Annotated in this window: 23 protein-coding genes; 18 read left to right on the top strand and 5 right to left on the bottom strand. The window is 69.0% G+C overall.

Going from position 1 to position 22727, the window contains the following annotated elements:
• Positions 1-114: 114 nt before the first annotated feature.
• A complete protein-coding gene (locus tag CQ034_RS08695) occupies positions 115-1362 on the top strand; it encodes a hypothetical protein (protein WP_258134147.1) in 1248 nt (415 codons plus the stop codon).
• 64 nt (positions 1363-1426) lie between these two features.
• Here the strand turns inward: CQ034_RS08695 and purQ are convergent, their stop codons facing one another.
• The 3 genes from purQ to CQ034_RS08710 form a co-directional block, all read right to left on the bottom strand.
• Positions 1427-2134, bottom strand: coding sequence for a phosphoribosylformylglycinamidine synthase subunit PurQ (gene purQ / locus CQ034_RS08700; RefSeq protein ID WP_105710725.1), 708 nt, complete (start codon positions 2132-2134; stop codon positions 1427-1429).
• Positions 2131-2379: a phosphoribosylformylglycinamidine synthase subunit PurS gene (purS, locus tag CQ034_RS08705; protein WP_017204254.1), complete on the bottom strand. Its 249-nt coding sequence runs from the start codon at positions 2377-2379 to the stop codon at positions 2131-2133. The genes purQ and purS overlap by 4 nt, the downstream gene beginning before the upstream one ends.
• A 192-nt stretch (positions 2380-2571) precedes the next feature.
• Positions 2572-3105 carry an adenine phosphoribosyltransferase gene (locus tag CQ034_RS08710; RefSeq protein ID WP_029263067.1) on the bottom strand — a complete coding sequence of 178 codons (534 nt, stop codon included), beginning with the start codon at positions 3103-3105 and terminating at the stop codon, positions 2572-2574.
• Between the two features lie 272 nt (positions 3106-3377).
• On the opposite strand from CQ034_RS08710, the gene CQ034_RS08715 reads away from it, so the two are divergent.
• From CQ034_RS08715 to CQ034_RS08750, 8 genes are all read left to right on the top strand, one after another.
• Positions 3378-4688, top strand: a complete 1311-nt coding sequence (locus tag CQ034_RS08715) for an ABC transporter substrate-binding protein (protein ID WP_105710726.1) — start codon at positions 3378-3380, stop codon at positions 4686-4688.
• Positions 4689-4809: 121 nt separating this feature from the next.
• Positions 4810-5901 (top strand): carbohydrate ABC transporter permease, encoded by a 1092-nt coding sequence (locus CQ034_RS08720; RefSeq protein ID WP_105710727.1) that lies wholly within the window; start codon positions 4810-4812, stop codon positions 5899-5901.
• A complete protein-coding gene (locus tag CQ034_RS08725; protein WP_091032633.1) occupies positions 5898-6785 on the top strand; it encodes a carbohydrate ABC transporter permease in 888 nt (295 codons plus the stop codon). The genes CQ034_RS08720 and CQ034_RS08725 overlap by 4 nt, the downstream gene beginning before the upstream one ends.
• A 5-nt stretch (positions 6786-6790) precedes the next feature.
• Positions 6791-8221, top strand: coding sequence for a GH1 family beta-glucosidase (locus CQ034_RS08730; RefSeq protein ID WP_181156261.1), 1431 nt, complete (start codon positions 6791-6793; stop codon positions 8219-8221).
• 115 nt (positions 8222-8336) lie between these two features.
• Entirely contained in the window at positions 8337-9332 is a 996-nt protein-coding gene (locus CQ034_RS08735; RefSeq protein ID WP_029263072.1) for a LacI family DNA-binding transcriptional regulator, read from the top strand.
• Positions 9333-9623: 291 nt separating this feature from the next.
• Positions 9624-10295, top strand: a complete 672-nt coding sequence (locus tag CQ034_RS08740; protein WP_258134148.1) for a TetR/AcrR family transcriptional regulator — start codon at positions 9624-9626, stop codon at positions 10293-10295.
• Between the two features lie 4 nt (positions 10296-10299).
• Entirely contained in the window at positions 10300-11067 is a 768-nt protein-coding gene (locus tag CQ034_RS08745) for a LamB/YcsF family protein (protein WP_105710729.1), read from the top strand.
• A 22-nt stretch (positions 11068-11089) separates the two neighbouring features.
• Positions 11090-12700, top strand: coding sequence for an urea amidolyase family protein (locus tag CQ034_RS08750; RefSeq protein WP_105710730.1), 1611 nt, complete (start codon positions 11090-11092; stop codon positions 12698-12700).
• Positions 12701-12817: 117 nt separating this feature from the next.
• Here CQ034_RS08750 and CQ034_RS08755 read toward each other — a convergent pair whose 3' ends face one another.
• Entirely contained in the window at positions 12818-14146 is a 1329-nt protein-coding gene (locus CQ034_RS08755; protein ID WP_105710731.1) for a uracil-xanthine permease family protein, read from the bottom strand.
• A gap of 111 nt (positions 14147-14257) precedes the next feature.
• Between CQ034_RS08755 and CQ034_RS08760 the strand changes: the two genes are divergently transcribed.
• Positions 14258-14521: a type II toxin-antitoxin system VapB family antitoxin gene (locus CQ034_RS08760; protein ID WP_105710732.1), complete on the top strand. Its 264-nt coding sequence runs from the start codon at positions 14258-14260 to the stop codon at positions 14519-14521.
• Entirely contained in the window at positions 14518-14913 is a 396-nt protein-coding gene (locus CQ034_RS08765) for a type II toxin-antitoxin system VapC family toxin (RefSeq protein WP_105710733.1), read from the top strand. Before CQ034_RS08760 ends, CQ034_RS08765 begins: the two co-directional genes overlap by 4 nt.
• Positions 14914-14917: 4 nt before the next feature.
• Here the strand turns inward: CQ034_RS08765 and CQ034_RS08770 are convergent, their stop codons facing one another.
• Positions 14918-15796 carry a phosphoribosylaminoimidazolesuccinocarboxamide synthase gene (locus CQ034_RS08770; RefSeq protein ID WP_105710734.1) on the bottom strand — a complete coding sequence of 293 codons (879 nt, stop codon included), beginning with the start codon at positions 15794-15796 and terminating at the stop codon, positions 14918-14920.
• 146 nt (positions 15797-15942) lie between these two features.
• Between CQ034_RS08770 and CQ034_RS08775 the strand changes: the two genes are divergently transcribed.
• The 7 genes from CQ034_RS08775 (at position 15943) to CQ034_RS08805 (ending at position 22674) form a co-directional block, all read left to right on the top strand.
• Entirely contained in the window at positions 15943-16554 is a 612-nt protein-coding gene (locus CQ034_RS08775) for a PadR family transcriptional regulator (protein ID WP_105710735.1), read from the top strand.
• Entirely contained in the window at positions 16551-18122 is a 1572-nt protein-coding gene (locus CQ034_RS08780; RefSeq protein WP_258134149.1) for an MFS transporter, read from the top strand. The genes CQ034_RS08775 and CQ034_RS08780 overlap by 4 nt, the downstream gene beginning before the upstream one ends.
• Before the next feature lie 66 nt (positions 18123-18188).
• The gene (locus CQ034_RS08785) at positions 18189-18728 is read left to right on the top strand and encodes a GNAT family N-acetyltransferase (protein WP_029263082.1); all 540 of its coding nucleotides are present in this window, start codon (positions 18189-18191) and stop codon (positions 18726-18728) included.
• A gap of 125 nt (positions 18729-18853) precedes the next feature.
• The gene (locus tag CQ034_RS08790) at positions 18854-20332 is read left to right on the top strand and encodes an amino acid ABC transporter substrate-binding protein/permease (protein WP_105710736.1); all 1479 of its coding nucleotides are present in this window, start codon (positions 18854-18856) and stop codon (positions 20330-20332) included.
• On the top strand, positions 20329-21057 hold the full coding sequence (locus CQ034_RS08795; RefSeq protein ID WP_029263084.1) for an amino acid ABC transporter ATP-binding protein: 729 nt from the start codon (positions 20329-20331) through the stop codon (positions 21055-21057). Before CQ034_RS08790 ends, CQ034_RS08795 begins: the two co-directional genes overlap by 4 nt.
• 115 nt (positions 21058-21172) lie before the next feature.
• The gene (locus CQ034_RS08800) at positions 21173-22012 is read left to right on the top strand and encodes a DUF4397 domain-containing protein (protein ID WP_105710737.1); all 840 of its coding nucleotides are present in this window, start codon (positions 21173-21175) and stop codon (positions 22010-22012) included.
• Positions 22012-22674, top strand: coding sequence for a class F sortase (locus CQ034_RS08805; protein ID WP_258134150.1), 663 nt, complete (start codon positions 22012-22014; stop codon positions 22672-22674). The genes CQ034_RS08800 and CQ034_RS08805 overlap by 1 nt, the downstream gene beginning before the upstream one ends.
• Positions 22675-22727 lie beyond the last annotated feature (53 nt).

Consider the following 22727-nt stretch of genomic DNA (forward strand, 5'->3'; position numbering starts at 1 on the left):
CGGGGATGTTCGATGTGCGAATGTTCCTATCGTGGCCGTCCGGCCGCCCACGGACCGCGCGCGGACCGTGTTCCTGCCAGAGGGGTTCCGATGCCCGGTTCGTCGCGTCGAAGGATGCCGTCGGTCCTCACCGCCGCGCTCGTCGCCGCGGTTCTCGCGGCCGCCGTGCCCGCCGTCTCGGGGGCCTTCGCCGCTGCCGACGGCTCCACGTCGGGGGACGGCGCGCCCGACCCTTCGCGCTCGGTCGCCCTGGCCTACGAGTTCCTCGACGCGCGCGTGGATCAGTTCTGCGACGGCGCAGGCCGGTGCCTGCCGCGCAGCTATGAGGGCGGGTTCTTCACCACGCCGAGCTGGGACTTCACGCCGTCGTTCGTCTATGACGACGCCGTGGTGATCATGGCTTACACCGCCCGCGGCCTGCCGGACGACATCCGCCGAGCGCGGACGATCGGCGACGCCCTCCTCTTCGTGCAGCAGAACGACCCGATCGGTGACGGGCGCACCCGCGCATCGTACGAGCCGCACGGCATCCGGCAGGGGCGAGTGGAGATCACCGGTCCAGGAAGCTTCACCGGCAACCAGGCCTGGGTCGGGATGGCGTTCACGCGGCTCGCGCACGCGACCGGGGACCCGCGGTACCTCGAGGGGGCGCTGCGTGTCGGTCAATGGATTCAGGACAACACGGCCGACATGGCCCGGGCACCGCACGGCTACACCGGCGGGCAGCTCGAGGACGGCACGTCACTGACCTGGAAGTCGACGGAGCACAACAGCGATGTGGCCGGGTTCTTCACTCAACTGGCGCAGCTGACCGGCGATGCGGTGTGGGCGGATCGGGCGGCCGTCGCCGCGGGATTCGTCGCGGCGATGCAGAGCGCCGACGGCCACGTGAACACCGGCACCGGCCTCGACGGCTCGACGATCAACACCCGGCCCATCCCTCTCGACGCGCAGACCTGGAGTTCGCTCGCCACCGGCGACCCGCGTTACGGGTCAGCACTGGATTGGACCCTGGAGAACCTGATCGCCACCGACGGCCCGTACACCGGGCCGTCGATCAGCGAGGTCGACGTGTCGAAGGCGTGGTTCGAGGGCAGCGGACACCTGGCGCTGGCACTCCGGCTGCGGGACGGTGCGGGTGATGCCGAGACTGCGGAGAAGCTGCTGCACAGCATCCGTCTGGCCCAGCGCGATGCCCCGAACGGCGACGGCAAGGGGATCGTCGCGACCTCGAACGACGGCCTCGATTCGGGCTTCGGCGACCTCTACTATTCGAGCCTGCACACCGGCGCGACGGCGTGGTATCTGCTCGCGTCGGCGGAGGACAACCCGTTCGTGCTGCCGGTCGACCCGGCCTCTTGAGGACGAGCCGCCCCCGTGCGTGCAGACGCAAGGGGCTGGTTCGAACCGAAGGGGGTGGGTCGGGTTACGCGGCGACGCGGGCGACGGCGGCGATGGCGCTGGTGAAGAAGTCGAGTCCGTCGACTCCGCTGCGCATGGCGGCTGCGGTGTCGGGGCCGAAGCCGGCTTCGGTGGCGTGCTCGGGGTGCGGCATGAGGCCGACCACGTTGCCCGCTTCGTTCGTGACACCGGCGATGTCGCGCAGCGACCCGTTCGGGTTCACGCCGGCGTAGCGGAACGCCACGAGACCCTCACCCTCGATGCGGTCGAGGGTCTGCTCGTCGGCGATGTAGCCGCCGTCGGCGTTCTTGAGCGGGATCACGATCTCCTGGCCGTTGCGGAACGCGTTCGTCCAGGCGGTGTCGGAGTTCTCGACCGTGAGGCGCTGGTCGCGGCGCACGAAGTGCTGGTGGTTGTTGCGGATCAGTCCGCCGGGCAGCAGGTGCGCCTCGACGAGCATCTGGAAGCCGTTGCAGATGCCGAGCACGGGCATGCCCTTGGCGGCGGCATCCTTCACTTCGGACATGATCGGCGAGAGCGCGGCGATCGCGCCGGCGCGCAGGTAGTCGCCGTAGCTGAAGCCGCCGGGGAGGACGAGCGCGTCGACGCCCTCGAGGTCGTGCGAACCGTGCCACAGGGCGACGGGCTCGGCGCCGGCGATGCGGACGGCGCGCTGCGCGTCGCGGTCGTCGAGCGAGCCGGGGAAGGTGATGACCCCGATGCGGATGGTCACTCGGCGACCTCGATACCGACGACGTCTTCGATCACGGAGTTGGAGAGCACCTCGTCGGCGATCCGACGGGCCTCGGCGAGGACCTCGTCGGTGACCTCGCCCTCGACGGTGAGCTCGAAGCGCTTGCCGATGCGGACGTCGGTGAAGCCCTCGACGCCGAGACGGGCGAAGGCGCCGGAGACGGCCTTGCCCTGCGGGTCGAGCAGTTCGGGCTTGGGCATGACGTCGACGACGATGGTGGGCATGACGGCTCCAAGAGTCGCGGGCGGACGGGCGCACCCAGTCTACCGTCCCCGCCCGTCGACTCTCCTCCGCCGAGTGCACGGCTTGCTGCCGAGTGCGCGGCTTGTTCGCGTGAGGAGGCCGTGCGCTCGGCGAGAAGCCGTGCACTCGGCGATGGGGCGGAGTAGGCGGAGTAGGCGGAGCGGGGGAGCTGCCTACGCGGAGTGGAAGACGGTGTGCAGGTCACCGACGGCCTCGCGACCGCCGAGGCCGTCGATCTCGAACAGCACCGAGATGCCGACGACGTGGCTGCCGAGGCGCTCGACGAGTTCCCGTCCGGCGGCGAGGGTGCCGCCCGTGGCCAGCACATCATCGATGAGCAGCACCCGGGAACCGGCGGGCAGGTCGTCGTGCATCTCGATCGTTGCGGTGCCGTACTCGAGGGCGTAGTCGACGGATGCCGCGGGGCGAGGCAGCTTGCCGGCCTTGCGGATCGGGATGAGGCCGACACCCGCGGCGATCGCGGCGGCGCTGGCGAGGATGAAGCCGCGCGCCTCGATGCCGGCGATCACGTCGAACTGGCCGGCGAAGGGCTCGATGATCGCCTCGGTCGTGACCCGCAGCGCCTCGGCATCGGCGAGGAGCGGCGTGATGTCGCGGAATATGATGCCCGGCTGCGGGTAGTCCGGCACGTTGCGGATCAGGGTTTCGGCGCGGACGAGGGCAGGAGACAGGGCGGCTTCGGGCACCGAGCAAGGTTACGCCTCTCGACCTCGGCTTGACGATTCACTCGACGATTCACGGACGCGACGGCGTTCCGCCGACCTCTCGACGGTCGAACCTCGGGGAATCGTCAGAGCCTCGGCGGATCGTCGGCCGGTCTGGCGAACCTCCCCGGCCACAGGCGCGGCTTGACACCGTGGGAGCGCTCCCATAGAGTGACTGCTCAGTTCGTGGGAGCGCTCCCACGGCGTCCCGAAAGCAGCAAGACCGCACGACCCCCACCACAAAGGAGTGAACCGTGAACACACGTGCCCGCCACCGGATCCTCGCGATTGCCGCCGTGGCATCCGTCTCCGCCCTCGCCCTCGCCGGCTGTGCCGGCAACGCCGACGGCGCCCCCGAAGGCAGCGCCGACGAGGATGTCACGCTGACCGTCACCACCTTCGGCACCTTCGGCTACGACGACCTCTACAAGGAGTACGAGAAGGCGCACCCGAACGTGAAGATCGAGGCGACCAACATCGACACCGGCGGCAACGCCCGCACCGATGCCTTCACCAAGATCGCCGCCGGCTCCGGCCTCAGCGACGTCGTCGCGATCGAAGAGGGCTGGCTCGGCGCCATCATGGACGTCTCCGACACGTTCGTCGACCTCCGCGACTACGACATCGAAGACCGCAAGGCCGACTGGGTCGACTGGAAGTACGGTCAGGCGACGGATGCCGAAGGCCGCGTCATCGGCTATGGCACCGACATCGGCCCGAGCGGCATCTGCTACAACGGTGCCGCGTTCGAGGCTGCCGGCCTGCCGAGCGACCGCGAGTCCGTCGCCGAGCTGCTCAACGGCGACTGGGAGAACTACTTCAAGGTCGGCGCCGACTACACGGCCAAGACCGGCAAGGCCTGGTACGACCACTCCGGCTTCGTCTGGAACGCCATGGTCAACCAGCTCGACGAGGGCTACTACACGACCGACGGCAAGCTGAACGTCGAGGACAACGCCGAACTCAAGGAGCGTTTCGAGCTGCTGGGTGCGGCCACCGAGGGCGGCCAGTCGGCTGCACAGACGGCCTGGGACTGGAACGGCGGCAAGTCGTTCGTCGACGGCACCTTCGCGACCTTCGTGTGCCCGGGCTGGATGCTCGGTGTCGTGCAGGGTCAGGTCGAGGCCGGCGGCGGCGACGCCTCCACCGGCTGGGACTTCGCCGACGTGTTCCCCGGCGGTGCGGCCAACTGGGGTGGCGCCTTCCTGTCGATCCCGGAGTCCTCGCAGCACAAGGAGGCGGCCGCTGAGCTCGCCGACTGGCTGACGCAGCCCGAGCAGCAGGTGAAGCAGTCCGCCGCCGCAGGTAACTTCCCCTCGACGATCAAGGCGCAGGAGACCCTCGCCGCCGACGCGACGCCGAACGAGTTCTTCAACGATGCTCCGACGGGTGCCATCCTCGCGGAGCGCGCCAAGGGAGTCGTCGCCCAGTTCAAGGGCGCCGATGACTCGGTGATCCAGGAGAACGTGTTCGGCCCGGCCCTCAGCAGCCTCGACCGTGGTGAGACCGACACGCAGGGTTCCTGGGACCAGGCGATCAAGCTCCTGAACGAGCTCGTCGACTGATACCCAGCGGACGTTTCGTCTCGCTCGGCTCCGCCGTGCTCGCTCAACGACCAGTCTTCATCCGGTCGTTGAGCGAGCGCAGCGAGACGAAACGTCTCCCTGCACCTCAAAAGGACACCCCATGACTCTCACCGCCCCGCCTGCGGAGCAGCAGCGCACGGCATCCGGTTCGGCACCGACCAATCCGCCGAAGCGCCCCTGGCGCCACCGCGTCTCGCGGTTCGACCAGAACGCCTCCCCGTACTTCTACATCTCGCCGTTCTTCCTGCTGTTCGGGCTGGTCGGCCTGTTCCCGCTGCTCTACACCGTGTGGGTGGCCGTGCACGAGTGGGACCTGCTCAAGGGTGAGGGCGACTTCGTCGGCGTCGGCAACTTCGTCGAGATCCTCGGCGACGCCATGTTCTGGAACTCGATCGGCAACACCCTGAGCATCTTCCTGCTCTCCGCGATCCCGCAGCTGTCCGTCGCGCTCGTGATCGCCTACCTCCTCGACCGCGGACTCCGCGCCCCGACGTTCTGGCGGATGAGCGTGCTGATCCCGTTCGTCGTCACCCCGGTCGCGGTCGCCATCATCTTCTCGAGCATCTTCAACGAAGCCGACGGCCTGGCCAACAACCTGCTCAACCTCATCGGCATCGCCGACCAGGAGTGGAAGCACAACACCGCCCTGTCGCACATCGCGATCGCCGTGATGGTGAACTTCCGCTGGACCGGGTACAACGCCCTGATCCTCCTCGCCGCCATGCAGGCGGTGCCGCGCGACCTGTACGAGTCGGCCGCCCTCGACGGTGCAGGCGCCGCCCGCCGCTTCTTCTCGATCACGATCCCCACTATCCGTCCGACCCTGATCTTCGTGATCATCACCGCGACGATCGGCGGCCTGCAGATCTTCGCCGAGCCCCGCCTGTTCGACGTCTCGACCGCGGGCGGCATCGGCGGCAGCGACCGGCAGTTCCAGACCACGGTGCTCTTCCTCTGGGAGCTGGCGTTCTTCCGCCGCGACCTCGGCGAGGCGTCTGCCGTCGCCATCCTGCTGTTCCTGCTGATCGTCGGCATCGGAGTGATCAACTTCCTCATCTCCCGGCGCATCTCCACGGGGGACGGGCCGAAGAACCGTGCGGCCCGACGCCGAGCCCGCACTGCCGCTGCGGCGGCGGCCACCGCAGCCGCGTCCACGACGATCGCCACCACCACCGAGGAGAACGCGCGATGACCGCCACCCAGGCGCTGAGCGTCCCCGAGAAGATCCGCCGGCGTCGTGCCGTCGGAGGAAACGCCGGCATCGGCAGCCGCCCCGGATTCCTGACCTACGGGCTCCTCGCCGCGTTCATCATCGGCAGCGTCTACCCGCTGTGGTGGTCGGTCGTGGTCGCCAGTGGCACGAACGCCACCCGCGGCGAGACCCTGCCGCTGATCCCCGGCGGGAACTTCCTGGCGAACGCCGCCAAGGTCTTCGATGCGATCCCGTTCTGGCTCGCGCTGGGCAACTCGTTCCTGATCTCGGGCATCATCACGATCTCGGTCGTCACGTTCTCCACCCTCGCCGGCTACGCCTTCGCGAAGCTGAAGTTCAAGGGCCGCGACGGGATGATGATCTTCGTGATCGCCACGATGGCGATCCCGACGCAGCTGGGGATCATCCCGCTGTTCATGCTCATGCGGGAGCTCGGGTGGACCGGCTCGATCGGCGCGGTCATCGTCCCGACCCTCGTCACCGCGTTCGGCGTCTTCTTCATGCGGCAGTACCTCGTGGACGTCATCCCGGACGAGCTGATCGAAGCCGCCCGCATGGACGGCGCGAACCAGTTCCGCACGTTCCTGACGGTCGGACTCCCCGCGGCCCGACCGGCGATGGCGATCCTCGGACTCTTCACCTTCATGACGGCGTGGACCGACTACCTGTGGCCGCTGATCGTGCTCTCCCCGCAGAACCCGACCCTGCAGACGGCGCTCAGCCAGCTGCAGTCGGGCTACTACATCGACTATTCGATCGTGCTCGCCGGTGCGGTGCTCGCGACCCTCCCGCTGCTCGTGCTCTTCGTGGTCGCGGGTCGGCAGCTGGTCAGTGGCATCATGGCGGGCGCGGTGAAAGGATGACCCGTATGACCCGCTCCTTCCCCGAGAACTTCCTCTTCGGCGCTGCGACCGCGGCGTACCAGATCGAAGGGGCGGCGTTCGAGGATGGGCGCACGGCATCGATCTGGGACGCGTTCGCCCGCGTGCCCGGCGCCGTGATCGGCGGCGACAACGGCGACGTGGCCTGCGACCACTATCACCGCTACCGCGACGACGTCGCCCTCATGACCGAGCTCGGGCTGCAGACCTACCGCTTCTCGACGTCGTGGTCACGGGTGCGGCCGGACGGCGGTGCCGTGAACCCGGCGGGCGTCGACTTCTACGAGCGCCTGGTCGATGAGCTGCTCGCCGCCGACATCCTGCCCTGGCTGACGCTGTACCACTGGGACATGCCGCAGGCGCTGCAGGATGCCGGTGGCTGGACGAACCGCGACACGGTCGACCGGTTCCTCGAGTACGCCGGCACCATGCACGACGCGCTCGGCGATCGGGTGAACGTGTGGACGACGCTCAACGAGCCCTGGTGCTCGTCCTTCCTCTCTTACACCGGAGGGGAGCACGCTCCGGGGCACACCAGCGTCGCCGAGGGGCTGCTCGCCTCGCATCACCTGCTGCTCGCGCACGGCAAGACCGTGCAGGAGCTGCGGGGACGCGACGCCTCGCTCAACCTCGGCATCACCCTGAACCACACGGTCGCCGATCCCGCCGATCCGCAGAACCCCGCGGACGTCGATGCCGCCCGCCGCGTGGACGGGCAGTTCAACCGCTGGTTCCTCGACCCGATCTACCGCGGCAGCTATCCGGCCGACATCGTCGAGGACATCCGCGCGGTGGATGCCGACGCCGTCGCGCAGTTCGAGGCCGCGGTCCACGACGGCGACCTCGACACCATCTCCCAGCCCATCGACACGCAGGGTGTGAACTACTACCACGGCGACTTCCTGTCGGGCACGGCTCCGGCTCAGGCGCCGGTCTCCGGAGGGCCCGCCACCGAGCGCGCCGGCCGCAGCCCCTACCCGTCGAGCGACGGCATCCACTCGGTCGAGCGCGGGCTGCCGCGCACGGCGCAGAACTGGGAGGTGCAGCCCGAGGGCCTCACCCGGGTGCTGCAGCGGGTCTGGAGTGAATACGCCGAGCCCGCGGGCACCGTGCTGTACATGACCGAGAACGGCGCCGCCTACGACGACGTCGTGGTGGTCGAAGACGGCGAGACGCGCGTGCACGATGCCGACCGCACGGAGTTCCTGCGCCTGCACCTGGGTGCGGTGCTCGATGCCGCGGAGTCGGGTGTCGACGTGCGGGGCTACTTCTACTGGTCGATGTTCGACAACTACGAATGGGCCTGGGGTTACGACAAGCGCTTCGGCATCGTGCGCGTCGATTACGACACCCAGGAGCGGAGCCTCAAGGACTCCGGCCGGGAGTACGCGCGCATCATCGCGGCCCGCTCGCTCTAGCCGCAGGGCGTTCGGATCGGGTGAATGGTCCCATCCGGGGCCCGGATGGGACCGTGTGCGCGATTCGAAGCGCGAACGTCGGTGAGAATAGGGCGATGGAAGAGTGCGTACGTTGATGTCGCCACGAGCGACCATCGAAGAGGTGGCCGCGGCAGCCGGTGTCTCCCGGTCGACCGTGTCGCGGGTCGTGAACGGGTCGACGGCGGTGAGCCCGGAGGCGCTGGCCGCGGTGCGCGCCGCGATCGACGAGCTGAACTACGTGCCCAACCGCGCGGCGCGCTCCCTCGCCTCGCGGCAGACGCACGCGATCGCCCTGATCGTGCCGGAAGACACGAACCGCTTCTTCGGCGACCCGTTCTTCGCCGCGATCGTCGCCGGCATCACGGGTGCCCTCGGCGGATCCGACTACCTGCTCAACCTGCTCATCGCGAGTGACGACCCGGGCGACAAGATGACCGGCTTCGTGCGCAACGGCGGCGTCGACGGCGCACTGATCGTCTCGCATCACACCAGCGACGCGTTCATCGACCGGGTCGCGGACGCCGTGCCTGTCGTCTACGGCGGTCGGCCCGTGCGCCGGCTCGAGGGCGACTACGTCGTCGACGTCGACAACGTCGCGGGTGCCCGCACCGCGACCCGTCGACTGATCGACATCGGACGCACGCGGATCGCGACGATCTCGGGCCCGCTGACCATGGTCTCCTCCGGCGACCGCATCCAGGGTTTCCGGGCCGCCCTCGCCGAGGCCGGGCTGACGCCGTTCGCCGAGGAGCAGGGCGACTACAGCGAGGCCAGCGGCGCCGATGCCGCACGGCGCATCCTCGAAACAGGTCGACCGGACGCGATCTTCGTCGCCAGCGATCTGATGGCGCGCGGCGCGCTGACGGTGCTGCGCGCCGCCGGTGTGCGCGTCCCCGAGGACATCGCCCTGGTCGGGTTCGACGACTCGTCCGTCGCGATCACGACCGATCCGCAGCTCACGACGATGCGTCAGCCGATGTACGCGCAGGGCGAGACCATGGCCCGCGTGCTGCTGTCCCGTCTCGCCGGGCAGGATCCGCCGCAGACGACGATCCTGCCGACCGAGCTCGTGGTCCGCGCCTCGGCCTGAGGTCGGTCTTCGGCCATCCGGTGAGACACGGGCGCGCCCCTGACGCCCCCTCCTGGCCAGGGACGCACCCGTGCGTTTGTGTTGCACGACGTCGTGATCGGCGGCGAATCGCCCCCCGAAGGATGGATGCCGCGGCGTGGCGCCTCGGATCTCCGAAGTCGTGCTCGGCTGAGCGAGCCAGCCGAAGATCGAATCCATTCATAGGTTGAACGGACATTCAGTGATTAATCTATACGGCAGGGGGAGCATTCGGGAAAAACAGGCCGGCTGAACTCAGGAGGTGGATGCCGCGTGGCACGCTCCGACGAGCAGAACCGGCTGGCCCGAGAACGCGCCAGGGAGGCCATCCTGGAGGCCGCCATCGAGGTCTTCAGTGAACGAGGCGTCGCGGGCGCGAGCATCGCCGCGATCACGACGCGGGCGGGGGTCGCCCAGGGCCTCGTGAACTACCACTTCGGCGGCAAGGAGCAGCTCGTCGCCGCCGTCATCGACCGATGGTTCGAGACGGTGCTCGGCTTCGCCCGCGTGGAGGGCACCCCGGACGAGATGCTCGCCGCCGTGATCGACGGCGCCCTCACGGCCACCGCCTACGCGATCCCTCTGCAGCGAGCGGTGCTGGCGATGCAGCAGCAGCCGGCCACGCATCGACTGTTCGCTGAGTCCGAGGCTCGGCACGAAGTGCGCGCAACCGCGGCGGAGGATGCCGTGCGACAGCTGTTCCGCGCGCGCGGCGCCGAGGATCCCGCACTCGAAGAGGTCATGCTCCGCAGCACCCTCGAGGGTGTCTTCGTGAAGTTCGCCGTGTTCGGCGACACCTACCCGCTCGAGGATGCCCGGCGCTGGGTGCACCGCCGCTACGGGCTGCCCGAGCCGGCGACGCCCATCGCTGCGCCGGTTCCGCTTCGCGACGGCGAACCACGCCCGCGTGCGACGGCGGCTCTGCGGGCGGAGCCGCAGGGGTGATCGCATGACGTCGATCGACCTGAACTCGGACCTCGGCGAGAACGTCGCCGACCGGATCGTCAGCGATGACGCGAGCATGCTCCGCCTCGTCACGAGCGCGAACGTGTCGTGCGGGTTCCATGCCGGTAGCCCGGAGGGCATCCGACAGACGCTCGCCGCCGCCGTGGAGGGCGGCGTCGTGATCGGGGCGCATCCCGGCTATCGCGACTACGAGAACTTCGGTCGCACCCGCCTCGACCTCGACTCGGCCACGCTCCAGGCGCACGTCGAGTACCAGCTCGGAGCTCTCATGGGGCTCGCCGCCGCGGTGGGCGGGACGGTCTCCTACGTCAAGCCGCATGGCGCGCTCTACAACGCCATCGCCCGCGACGAGAGGCAGTCGAAGGATGTGGTGGCGGCGATCCGCGCGATCGACCCGAGCCTGGTGCTGCTGGGACTCTCCGGGGGTGTCGTGCTCGACGTCGCCGAGCGGGCCGGGCTCGCCGTCGCCGCCGAGGCCTTCGCCGATCGGGCCTATCAGCCTGACGGGCAGCTCGTGTCGCGCACCGAGGCGGGTGCCGTGCTGCACGACCCGGCCGCGGTGGCGGAGCGGATGGTTCGCCTCGCCGCCGACGGTGTGATCCGGGCGATCGACGGCACGGACGTGCCCGTGGTGGCGCATTCGATCTGCGTGCACGGCGACAGCCCCGGCTCAGTGGCGATGGCCACCGAGACCAAGCGGATGCTGCAGGACGCGGGCATCACGATCGCACCGTTCGCGGGCTCCCGATGAGGCGACCGGCGCAGGTCGGCTGATGCGCATCCTCACGGCATCCGATCGGGCTCTGCTCGTCGAGGCGGCCGACCTCGATGAGGCGATGCGCCTGAACCTCGTGTGGGAGGGGCTGCCCGGCGTCGTCGAGCGCATCCCCGGTGCCCGGACCGTACTCGTCCGCTTCGACCCCCTGCGTGTTTCGGCCGCTGAGCTCGCGCGCACGCTGGCGGCGACGGAGGTCGACGCTGCGCATCCGTCCGGCACCGGGGAGGTCACGATCCCCGTGCAGTACGACGGTGAAGACCTCGACGAAGCGGCATCCGCGCTCGGCGTCTCGGCGGAGGAGCTCGTGAACCGGCACCTCGCCGCGGACTGGCGGGTCGCGTTCTCGGGGTTCGCTCCCGGATTCGGATACGTCGTGAGCAGCGATCCGCTCTTCGACGTGCCGCGCCGCTCGTCTCCGCGCACACGTGTGCCCGCCGGTTCGGTCGCACTCGCCGGAGCGTTCACCGGCGTCTATCCACGAGAGAGCCCCGGTGGCTGGCAGCTGATCGGCCGCACGGATGCCGTGATGTGGGACATCGACCGCGATCCGCCAGCCCTGCTGGCTCCGGGGACCCTGGTGCGGTTCGAACGGGTGCGGGACGCGGCTCGACTGGGCGCGGCTCACGTGGGCCGAGACGGAGACGGTCCGGCCCGCGCCCGGCGCGTCGCGGAACAACACGCCCCAGCGGACGCGGATGCTCCGGGTTTCGGCACGGCATCCGCGGTCGAGGTCGTCCGGCCCTCGCTGCAGCTGCTGGTGCAGGATGCTGGGCGCCCGGGCTTCGCGGCACTCGGGGTGTCGGCATCCGGGGCCGCCGACCGGCGCGCGATGCGGGATGCGAACCGCGCCGTGGGGAACGCCGCCGCAGCCGCGGTGCTCGAGAGCGTCGGGGGAGCGGTGCTCCGGTTCCACGGGGCGGGTGTCGCGGTCGTCACGGGTGCGATCGGCGCGCTCGCCCTGACCGGAGCCGAGGGCATCGCCCGCCCGATTCTCCACGGTGAGCCCTTCGCCACGTTCGACGGCGACGAGCTCCCCCTCGGGTATCCGGACCGCGGTCTGCGCTACGTCATCGGGGTCCGCGGCGGATTCGATGCAGCACCCGCACTGGGCAGCCGTGCGACCGACACCCTCGCAGGACTCGGCCCGGAGCCGCTCTCGGCCGGAGTCGTGCTCCCGATCGGTGATGCCGCGTCGCACCCCGTCGAGCCTGGTGCCGTGCCGCGCGACCTCCCGGCCTCCGGTGACCTCGTCGAGCTCGAGATCACGCTCGGGCCTCGTGACGACTGGTTCACGGCGGAGGCACTCCAGGTGCTCACGACCCAGGAGTGGACGGTCACGCCGCGCTCCGACCGCGTCGGCATCCGTCTTCGGGGCGAGGTGGCGCTGGAGCGTTCCGTCGGCGGCGAGCTTCCCAGCGAGGGAGCGGTCACCGGCGCGATCCAGGTGCCGCCCGACGGGCAGCCGGTGCTCTTCCTCCCCGACCACCCGCTCACCGGCGGGTACCCGATCATCGGGGCCCTCACAGACCGCAGCCTCGACCTCGCGGGTCAACTGCCGCCGGGCGCGCGCCTTCGATTCGTCCTGCAGCCGCGCTCGGCCGGCTGAGTGCCGCCGCCGATCGGTTCACAACTCCGCAGAAACTGTGTCGATCCGGAGTGGTACGGCCGTACGGAGGTGTTCGGGCCGGGTTTCTGAGGAGTTGTGAACGCGATGCGCGTCCCGCTAGGCGGGGTCGCCGCCGAGCGGGCCGACCGCCTCGAGCGGCTTCGGGTCGTCGGCGCCGGTCTTGCGCAGACGGGCGATCAGGTTGCCCAGGTGGTAGATGAGGATCGCCGCGACCGTGGCGATGACGATGCCGCCGAGTTCGAAGCCGGATCCCTCGTCCTTGATCATGAACCCGCCGACGGCCATGATCAGGGCGACGGCTGCCGTGTACTGGTTGACCGGGCGCGAGAAGTCGACGCGGTTGTCGACCCAGATCTTGATGCCGATGACGCCGATGAGGCCGTACAGCGCCGTGGTCACGCCGCCGAGCACTCCGGCGGGCACCGAGTTGATGACCTCGCCGAACTTGGGCGAGAGGCTGAGCAGGATCGCGGCGATGCCGGCGACCCAGTAGGCGGCCGTGGAGTACACGCGGGTGGAGGCCATCACGCCGATGTTCTCGCCGTAGGTCGTGGTGCCCGAACCGCCGAAGAAGCCGGCGAGGGTGGTCGAGACGCCGTCGGCGATCAGCGCCTTGCCGGTCTGCTGGTTCACGCTCGCGTCGCCCGTCATGGTCGCGACGCCGCGCACGTGTCCGACGTTCTCGGCGATCAGCACGAGCACGACCGGGAGGAACATGGCGAGGGCGGTGAGGGTGCCGGGCTCGGTGAAGTTCGGGAAGGTGAAGGTGGGGAGGCCGACCCAGTCGGCCTTCTCCACGGCCGAGAAGTCGAGCTCGCCGCGGAACGCCGCGAAGATGTAGCCCGCGATGACGCCGAGGAAGATCGAGATGCGGCCGAGGAATCCGCGGAACACGACGGCGAAGAGGATCGTGATGGCGAGCGTGAACGTCGCGGTCACGGGTGCTGCAGCGTAATTGTTGTGAGCGGCGCCGGCGAGGTTGAATCCGATGAGGGCGACGATCGTTCCGGCGAGCACCGGCGGCAGGAAGCGGTCGACCCACTTGACGCCGACCGTGTGCACCACGACGCCGATGATCGCGAGCAGCACGCCGACGGCGACGATGCCGGCCAGGGCGGTGCCCATGTTCGCGGAGGCGGTGGCCGCCGTGACCGGCGCGATGAACGCGAACGACGAGCCCAGGTAGCTGGGCAGCTTGTTGCGCGTGACCAGCAGGAACAGGATCGTGCCGACGCCGCTGAACAGCAGGGTCGTCGCGACCGGGAAGCCGGTGATGATCGGCACGAGGAACGTCGCGCCGAACATCGCGACGACGTGCTGGAGTCCGATCGCGATCGTCGCAGGCCAGTTCAGGCGCTCGTCGGGACGGACGACGGCGCCGGGCTCGACCGTGCGGCCGTTTCCGTGCAGCTTCCACAGGGCCATGCGGGCTCCTCAAGGTTCGGGGGATGGCTGGAGTGCCGGAGCAACACTATCGATTCCTGAGTTTTCCCTGAGCGCTTCTACCATGGTAGACGCAGAGGTAGAATGGTAGACATGAGCCTCAATATCAAGAATGAGACCACGCATGAGCTCGTGCGTCGGCTCGCGGCGTTGACCGGTCAGAGTCAGACGAGTGCCGTCGAGGATGCGGTGCGGCGCCGTCTCGCCGAGTTGGAGCAGCAGCAATCGGCCGACGAAGAGGAGCGTCGTCGCCGCATCCGTGCGGTGATCCGCCGGGCGCAGCAGCTTCCCTCCACCGGGCGCACGACCGAGGAGATCATGGATGAGCTCTACGACGAGACGGGGATGCCGCGATGATCGTCGACTCCTCGGCGTTGGTCGCGGTGCTGATGGCTGAGCCGGAAGCCGAAGAGATGAGCGACCTGTTGGAGTCGCGGCCCTTCGCCTTGTCCGCGGCCACGCTCACGGAGTGCACGATCGTCCTCCGCAGCAGGGGCGGCGAAGCGAAGGCGCTTGCGCTCGACGAGCTTCTGGAGGTGACGCGATCGGAGGTCGTTCCCGTCGATGAGGTGCAGGCGCGCCTGGCGAGCAGGGCACACGCCCGCTACGGCCGAGGGTCAGGGAGCCGCGCTCGCCTCAACTACGGCGACTGCTTCTCCTATGCGCTCGCGATCACCCGCGACGAGCCGCTGCTCTTCAAGGGAGACGACTTCGTCCACACAGACGTGCGGCTCGTCGAACCGGTCTGACGGGTCAGGCGCCGAGGCGGTCGATCAGCTCGCGGTAGCGGTCGGCGGTGCGCTCGACGACATCGGCGGGAAGCGCCGGCGGCTCGCCCTGCTTGTCCCAATTCGCGGCCATCCAGTCGCGCACGATCTGCTTGTCGAAGCTCGCCATGCGTGCGCTCGGGGTGCTGCCGGTGCGCCAGGCCTCGGCGTCCCAATAGCGCGAGGAGTCGCTCGTGAGCACCTCGTCGGCCAGGCGCAGGGTGCCGTCGGCATCCGTCCCGAACTCGAACTTGGTGTCGGCGAGGATCAGGCCCTTCGCCTCGGCGATCTCGGCGGCACGGGCGTAGATCGCGAGCGAGGTGTCGCGCAGCTCGGCCGCGCGCTCCGTCCCGACCAGTTCGACGGTGCGCTCGAACGTGATGTTCTCGTCGTGCTCGCCCATCGGCGCCTTGTAGGCCGGGGTGAACAGGGGCTCCGGCAGCCGGTCGCCGTTCTGCAGGCCGGCGGGCAGCGGGATGCCGCACACGGTGCCGCTCTCCTGGTACTCGGCCCAGCCGGAACCGGTGATGTAGCCGCGCACGACGCACTCGATCGGCAGCATCTCCAGCGACTGCGCGAGCATGGCGCGGTCGGCGACTTCCTCGGGCAGCTCGCCCTCGGCGATGTGGTTGGGGAAGTCGGAGAGCTGAGCGAACCACCAGCGGCTCAGTCGCGTCAGCAGAGCGCCCTTGTCGGTGACGCCGGGGGAGAGAACGAAGTCGAAGGCGCTCACGCGGTCGGAGGCCACGACGAGGATGCGCGTGTCTGCCGGATCCTCGGAGGCGTAGAGGTCGCGGACCTTGCCCGAGTAGATGTGCCGCCAGCCGGGGATGCTCTGTGCCGTGCCTTCTGAAGGAGTGCTCACCCGCCCATTATCCCGGTTCCGTCCGACCGCGACCGCAGCTCGCGGCCGCACTCGGCTGATCCGCCCCGGTCACCGGTCTTGTCGCTGTCGGCGGTCCGGCGTATAGTCCACATGGACTATTTGAGCGCGACACCCGGGGAGGGGCCATGCAACGACTGACCCCGATGGGGGCGATGATCCTCTCCCTGCTGCGCGAGGGCGACATGCACCCCTACGAGATGGTGCGTCTCATGCGGGTTCGCCGCGACGATCGGCTGCTGACCCTCACGAACGGCACGCTCTATCACACGGTCGCCCGGCTCCAGCGGGCCGGGCTCATCGACGAGGTCGGCAGCGACCGCGAGGGGAACCGCCCCGAGCGCACGACGTACTCCCTGACGGACGCCGGTCGAGACATCCTCATCGCCTGGCTGCGGCGCGAGCTGTCGACGATCGATCGTCCCGCCGAGTTCCGGATCGCGCTCGCCGAGGCCCACAACCTCGAACGCGGAGATGTGCTCCAGAGCCTGCGCTCGCGTCGCGTCGCCCTCGACGAAGAGCACATCGCGTATCGCGATGGACTGATCGACGCGAGACGCGATGGCGTGCCCGAGCAGGTGCTCGTGGAATACGAACGGCAGGAGGCGCTGCTCGAGGCCGAGTTGCGCTGGCTCGATGCCCTGATCGCCCGCCTCGAAGCCGAAGACCTGCCGTGGGGACCCGCGGCATTCCCGAACTCAGAACGCTACCGCGCTCAGCGAAAGGCTGCACAGCAATGACAGACACTCCCCGCGACGGAGACCGCCCGCCGGTGTCCGTGCCCTCCACCTCCGGTCCCTCGACCGGAACGTACTCCGTGGGGCACAAGCCCACCAGCCCCTGGCCCGCCCTCTGGGCACTGGTCATCGGCTTCTTCATGATCCTCGTCGACACCACGATCGTGTCGGTCGCGAACCCGGCGATCAAGGCGGCGCTCGACCCGAACACGAACAACCTCGACAACGTCGTGTGGGTCACGAGCGCGTACCTGCTCGCCTATGCGGTGCCGCTGCTGATCACCGGACGCCTCGGCGACCGCTTCGGGCCGAAGAACATCTATCTGATCGGCCTCGCGATCTTCACCCTCGCCTCGCTGTGGTGCGGACTGTCGAACTCGCTCGAGGGCCTGATCGTCGCGCGTGCCGTGCAGGGGCTGGGCGCGGCGTTCATGACGCCGCAGACCATGGCCGTGATCACGCGCACCTTCCCGCCGGAGCGCCGCGGTGCCGCCATGGGCCTCTGGGGTGCGACGGCCGGTGTCGCGACGCTCGTCGGTCCGCTCGTCGGCGGCCTGCTCGTCGACGGTTTCGGCTGGGAGTGGATCTTCTTCGTGAACATCCCGGTCGGCATCGTCGCGTTCGTGCTCGCCTGGCGCCTGGTGCCGAAGCTCGCGACCCATCCCCACCGTTTCGACATCGTCGGCGTCGTGTTGAGCGCCGTGGCGCTCTTCCTCATCGTCTTCGGCCTCCAGGAGGGCGAGAAGTTCGACTGGGGTGTGATCTGGGGTCCCATCTCGGTGTGGGGTCTGATCATCGTCGGACTCATCGTTCTCGGGCTGTTCATCCTGCAGCAGGCCAAGACACGCAGCGAACCGCTGGTACCGCTCGAGCTGTTCCGCGACCGCAACTTCTCGGGAGCGAACGTCGCCATCGCCGCTGTCGGCTTCACGGTGACGAGCATGTCGCTGCCGATGATGTTCTTCCTGCAGACCGCGCGCGGGCTCACCCCCACGGAGGCGGCGCTGCTGCTGATCCCGATGGCGGTGCTCTCGGGTGCGCTCGCCCCGGCGGCGGGCAAGCTGCTCGACCGGGTGGATCCGCGCATCATCCTCATCCCGGGTCTGCTCTGCGTCGCCGGCGCGCTCATCTGGTATTCGGCCCTGATCAACATGGACACCCCGATCTGGATGTTCCTGCTCCCGTCGGCGCTGATGGGCATCGGCAACGCGGGCATGTGGGGCCCTCTCGCCACAACCGCGACGCGCAAGCTGCCGCCGCGCCAGGCGGGTGCCGGCGCCGGCATCTACAACACCACCCGGACCATCGGGTCGGTCATCGGCTCGGCATCCATCGCTGCGTTCATGCAGTCCCGCCTCGAGGCGAACCTGCCCGGTCTCGCCGATGCGCCGGCCGGCATCTCGACCGGGGGAACGCTGCCGTCGCAGGTGGCCGACGGGTTCGCCGCGGGCATGTCGCAGGCGATCCTGCTGCCGGCGTGCGTCATGGTGATCGCGCTCGTCGCCTCGCTGTTCCTCGGTCGCTACGACAAGGCGGATGCCGCGGCTCCCGCAGCCGCGCGTCCCGAGTAGTCGAGGTCGGGAGGGTGCCGTGTCCGGCAGTTTGCGGATACGGCGCCTTTGTGATGGCATCGGGCGATGACGATCGCTCTCGTTCGACCGACCATCGACCTCTTCGACTCCTGGGCCGCTGCTGTGGCCGAGTTCGACGGCGGACACATCGACGGAGGCGGTTACGAGCAGGGGATCGTGCCCGACCGGGCGGCGTGCGAGGCGTTCGTCGCGAAGGCCGAGCTGTACGCCACCCCGGGTGCAGTGCTTCCTGCGGGGCTCGTGCCGTGCGACTTCTTCTGGATCACCGAGGGTGACCGCGTCGTGGGGTTCATCGCGTTCCGTCGTGAGCTCAACGACTGGCTGCGTCGCTTCGGCGGCCACATCGGCTACGCGACCGTTCCCTCCCGGCGCCGGGAGGGAATCGTCCGCGAGGCCCTCCGGCTCGTGCTCCGCTTCGCGAAGTCCGACGGATATGACCGCGTGATGCTCACCTGTGACGACGACAACGTCGGCTCCATCCGCACGATCGAGGGCGCCGGTGGAGAGCTCGAAGACGTGGTCGATGCTTCGGAGCCGGGACAGCCGCGCGTGCGGCGGTACTGGATCGAGCTGTCGCCGTCCTGAGCGCGGATCAGCCCTTCCTCACGGTTCGAGCAGACCGGTCGAGGCGGGGGTACGCCGAGGCGGCGGCTAAGGTGGATCCTCGGCGGCCGTCCGCTCGCCTCATCCGATCCCGAGGAGCACCCGTCGTGGTCCGAAATTCCACCCCCGCGATCGCGCGACTGCGCCGGTCCGTTCGCACTGTCGGCGCGGCAGCGCTCGTCGCCTTCGTCGCCGTCGGAGCCCTCCTGGCCGGAGCCGCCCCCGCCACCGCCGCGGACGACGGTGAGAAGTACGTCATCGGAACCGACACGACGTTCGCGCCGTTCGAGTTCACGAACGCGGACGGCGACCTCGTCGGCATCGACATGGACCTGCTCCGTGCGATCGCGAAAGACCAGGGCTTCGAGGTCGAGATCCGCCAGCTCGGATTCGACGCCGCCGTGCAGGCGCTGCAGTCGAACCAGGTCGACGCCGTCATGGCCGGCATGTCGATCACCGAGGCGCGCCAGGAGACGTTCGACTTCAGCGAGCCGTACTTCACCAGCGGCATCCAGCTCGGCGTACTCGAGGCGAGTGACATCCAGTCGCTCGACGACCTCGACGGCAAGGCCGTCGCCGTCAAGACCGGTACGCAGGGTCAGACCTTCGCCGACGAGAACAAGGATGAGTACGGCTTCACGGTCACCCCGTACCAGGACACGACCGACATGGTGGATGCCGTGAAGGCCGGCCAGGCGGTCGGCTACTTCGAGGACTTCCCGGTGCTGGCCTACGGCATCCAGCAGGGGTCCGGCTTCCGTCTGATCGGCAAGCCCGAGCTGGGCGGCGAGTACGGCTTCGCGGTCAACAAGGGCGAGAACCCCGAACTGATCGAGATGTTCAACGCGGGACTCGCGAACCTCCAGTCCTCGGGCGAGTACGACGAGATCGTCGACACCTACCTCTCCGGTGGTGAGGAGTCCGCGCAGCCGACGGACATCATCTCGGTGGCCGTCGAATATTGGCCTGCGCTCATGCAGGGGCTCTGGCTCACCATCCTCGCGACTCTCGTCGCGGTCGTGGCCGCCTTCATCCTCGGCATCATCTTCGGCTTCGGACGTCTCGCGAAGTTCGCTCCCCTGCGGTGGATCTCCACCGCGTACGTCTACGTCTTCCGTGGCACCCCGATCCTCATCCAGGCGTTCTTCGTGTTCTTCGCGATCCCGCAGCTGATCCCCGATCTGAAGTTCGATCCCTTCGTCGCCGGTGCGATCACGCTCTCGCTCAACACGGGCGCGTACATGACCGAGATCATCCGCGGCGGCATCCAGGCGGTCGATCCCGGTCAGAACGAGGCCTCACGTTCGTTGGGGCTCAGCCACTGGAAGACGATGCAGAAGGTCGTGCTCCCGCAGGCGTTCCGCATCATGATCCCGTCGTTCGTGAACCAGGGCATCATCACCCTCAAGGACACGTCGCTGATCAGCGTCATCGGCCTCGCGGAGCTGACGTTCGTGTCCCGCCAGATCATCGCGTCGACGTACCTGTCAGCGCAGGTGCTGACGATCGTCGCCATCATCTACTTCATCGTGATCACGCTGCTGACGTTGCTCGCGAACCGCCTGGAGAGGACGTTCAACGCATGAGCAAGATCGTGGTGCAGGACCTGCACAAGTCGTTCGGCGACAACGAGGTGCTCAAGGGCATCAACCTGGCGGTGGAAGACGGCGAGGTCGTCGCCGTCATCGGCCCGTCGGGTTCGGGCAAGTCCACCCTGCTGCGCTGCCTCAACAAGCTCGAGGAGCCGACCTCGGGACACGTCATCATCGACGGCGTCGACCTGACGGACAAGAGTGTGAAGCTCGATGAGGTGCGTCAGCGCATCGGCATGGTGTTCCAGCACTTCAACCTGTTCCCCCACATGACCGTGCTCGAGAACATCACCCTCGCGCCGGTCGAGTGCGGCAAGATGACGAAGGCTCAGGCGCGTGAGCGGGCGCTGGCTCTTCTGGAGCGGGTCGGCCTGTCGGAGAAGGCCGACGCGAAGCCGGCATCCCTCTCCGGTGGGCAGAAGCAGCGCGTGGCGATCGCCCGCGCGCTCGCGATGGACCCCGAGATCATGCTGTTCGACGAGGCGACGAGCGCCCTCGACCCCGAGATGGTCGGTGAGGTGCTCCAGGTGATCCGCGACCTGGCCTCGGGCGGCATGACCATGGTGCTGGTGACGCACGAGATGGGCTTCGCCCGCGAGGTCTCCGGCCGCACGGTCTTCATGGACGGCGGCGTCGTGGTCGAAGAGGCCGCGCCCGCCGAGTTGTTCGGCGCCCCGAAGAACGAGCGACTGAAGGACTTCCTCTCGAAGGTGCTCTGACCTGCATCGTCGTCGCGGAGAGAAATTCTCGCGCTGCTGCATCCGAAACGGCGTCTCGCACGGAATCACTCCCTGAAGGGTGGCACAGGGCCACCCCCGTTCAAGGAGGAATACAGTGCGCAAGACAGCAGCCGCCGGCCTCGCCGTCGGAATGATCGCCGCCCTCGGGATGGCGATGCCCGCCGGAGCGGCCACCGACGACTCCGCTCAGCTCTCGGTTCTCCACGGCATCCCCGATACGCCGGTGGACGTCTATGTGAACGGCGAGCTCACGCTCGATGACTTCCAGCCCGGCGATCTCGCCGGCCCGCTCTCGCTCCCCGCGGGCGACTACGAGGTCGCGCTCACCGCCACGGACGCGGCCGATGCCAGCGCCCCCGTGCTCGGACCGGCCACCCTCACCCTCGCGGCCGGGATGAACTACACCGCGGTCGCGCACCTCACCGAGGCGGGAGAGCCCGGACTCAACCTGTTCGAGAACGACACGTCGCCCACGGCCGCGGGTCAGGGTCGGTTGACCGTTCGCCACGTCGCCGCGGCACCGGCAGTCGATGTGCTCGCGGGCGGATCGCCGGTGATCGATGGTCTGAGCAACCCGGACGAGGCGTCCCTCGACCTCGCGGCCGGCACTGTCTCGGCATCGGTCGCGCTGGCCGGGACCACCGACCCGGTCATCGGACCGACAGACGTGGCCGTGCAGGACGGCGTGCTGACGATCCTGTACGCGTGGGGCAGCGCCGAAGACGGCAACCTCGCGATCGCCGCGCAGACGATCGAAGGACTGCACTCGAACCCGGGCGGCGTTCCGTCCGGCACCGCCGGATACCTCGCTGCGAGCGACACCGCGGCGACGACGACCGGAATCGCGGCGGTGGGCGGCCTCGCCATCCTCTTCGCGATCGGCATCGGCCTGTCGGCACGTCGCCGTCGGGTCTCGCAGGAGGTGCGCCGCTGATGGGTCGGGGCACGTCATCCCGCACCGGACGGTGGGCGGCCCCCGCGCTCGCCTTCCTGGTGGGGATGGCGTGCCTCGTCGCCTGCGCTCCGGTGGGGGCGGGAGGCCCCTCCTCGGCGCCGTCTCCCTTCGTCGCGTCCGAGCGACCGTCTCCCGCTCCCACGTCCACCCTCCGCCCCGAGGTCAGGTCCGGCGCCCTCCCCACGGCGGCGCCGGCCCTGGCGCCCCAAAGGCTGCGCATTCCGGCGCTCGGCGTCGACATGACCGTGACGGATGTCGGCATCGAACCCTCCGGTCAGATGGAACTGCCGGTCGACCCCGCCACCGCGGGCTGGTACCGCTACGGCCCCGACGCCGACAGCACGCAGGGCAACGTGATGCTCGCTGCGCACGTCGATGCCGTCGGCTACCCGATCGGCCCCCTCGCCCAGCTGCGCAGCCTCGCGGGCGGCGAGACCGTCGAGGTGCAGGCCGCAGACGGCTCGACCAGGACCTACGTCGTCGAATCGCTGACGTTCTACGAGAAAGCCGCCCTCCCGACTGCCGAACTCTTTGCGCGAGAGGGGGCACCGGCGCTCGTGATCATCACCTGCGGCGGTCCGTTCGATGCCGCTTCCGGTCACTATCGCGACAATGTCGTCGCGGTCGCGAGGCCGGCATGAGACCCTCGGAGCATCCACGAACGCGGTGGGTGCTGCGTGAGGAAGGAGGCGAC

Origin of the sequence: Microbacterium sp. MYb45, assembly GCF_002979655.1 — a bacterium.
Lineage (GTDB): Bacteria > Actinomycetota > Actinomycetes > Actinomycetales > Microbacteriaceae > Microbacterium.

What these genes read in the sequence shown, in the direction of transcription:
- CQ034_RS08695 (WP_258134147.1), top strand. Translation starts at nt 115, where the DNA reads ATGCCGTCGGTCCTCACCGCCGCGCTCGTCGCCGCGGTTCTCGCGGCC.
- purS (WP_017204254.1), bottom strand. Translation starts at nt 2,379, where the DNA reads ATGCCCACCATCGTCGTCGACGTCATGCCCAAGCCCGAACTGCTCGAC.
- CQ034_RS08720 (WP_105710727.1), top strand. Translation starts at nt 4,810, where the DNA reads ATGACTCTCACCGCCCCGCCTGCGGAGCAGCAGCGCACGGCATCCGGT.
- CQ034_RS08725 (WP_091032633.1), top strand. Translation starts at nt 5,898, where the DNA reads ATGACCGCCACCCAGGCGCTGAGCGTCCCCGAGAAGATCCGCCGGCGT.
- CQ034_RS08730 (WP_181156261.1), top strand. Translation starts at nt 6,791, where the DNA reads ATGACCCGCTCCTTCCCCGAGAACTTCCTCTTCGGCGCTGCGACCGCG.
- CQ034_RS08735 (WP_029263072.1), top strand. Translation starts at nt 8,337, where the DNA reads ATGTCGCCACGAGCGACCATCGAAGAGGTGGCCGCGGCAGCCGGTGTC.
- CQ034_RS08745 (WP_105710729.1), top strand. Translation starts at nt 10,300, where the DNA reads ATGACGTCGATCGACCTGAACTCGGACCTCGGCGAGAACGTCGCCGAC.
- CQ034_RS08750 (WP_105710730.1), top strand. Translation starts at nt 11,090, where the DNA reads ATGCGCATCCTCACGGCATCCGATCGGGCTCTGCTCGTCGAGGCGGCC.
- CQ034_RS08755 (WP_105710731.1), bottom strand. Translation starts at nt 14,146, where the DNA reads ATGGCCCTGTGGAAGCTGCACGGAAACGGCCGCACGGTCGAGCCCGGC.
- CQ034_RS08760 (WP_105710732.1), top strand. Translation starts at nt 14,258, where the DNA reads ATGAGCCTCAATATCAAGAATGAGACCACGCATGAGCTCGTGCGTCGG.
- CQ034_RS08765 (WP_105710733.1), top strand. Translation starts at nt 14,518, where the DNA reads ATGATCGTCGACTCCTCGGCGTTGGTCGCGGTGCTGATGGCTGAGCCG.
- CQ034_RS08775 (WP_105710735.1), top strand. Translation starts at nt 15,943, where the DNA reads ATGCAACGACTGACCCCGATGGGGGCGATGATCCTCTCCCTGCTGCGC.
- CQ034_RS08780 (WP_258134149.1), top strand. Translation starts at nt 16,551, where the DNA reads ATGACAGACACTCCCCGCGACGGAGACCGCCCGCCGGTGTCCGTGCCC.
- CQ034_RS08785 (WP_029263082.1), top strand. Translation starts at nt 18,189, where the DNA reads ATGACGATCGCTCTCGTTCGACCGACCATCGACCTCTTCGACTCCTGG.
- CQ034_RS08795 (WP_029263084.1), top strand. Translation starts at nt 20,329, where the DNA reads ATGAGCAAGATCGTGGTGCAGGACCTGCACAAGTCGTTCGGCGACAAC.
- CQ034_RS08805 (WP_258134150.1), top strand. Translation starts at nt 22,012, where the DNA reads ATGGGTCGGGGCACGTCATCCCGCACCGGACGGTGGGCGGCCCCCGCG.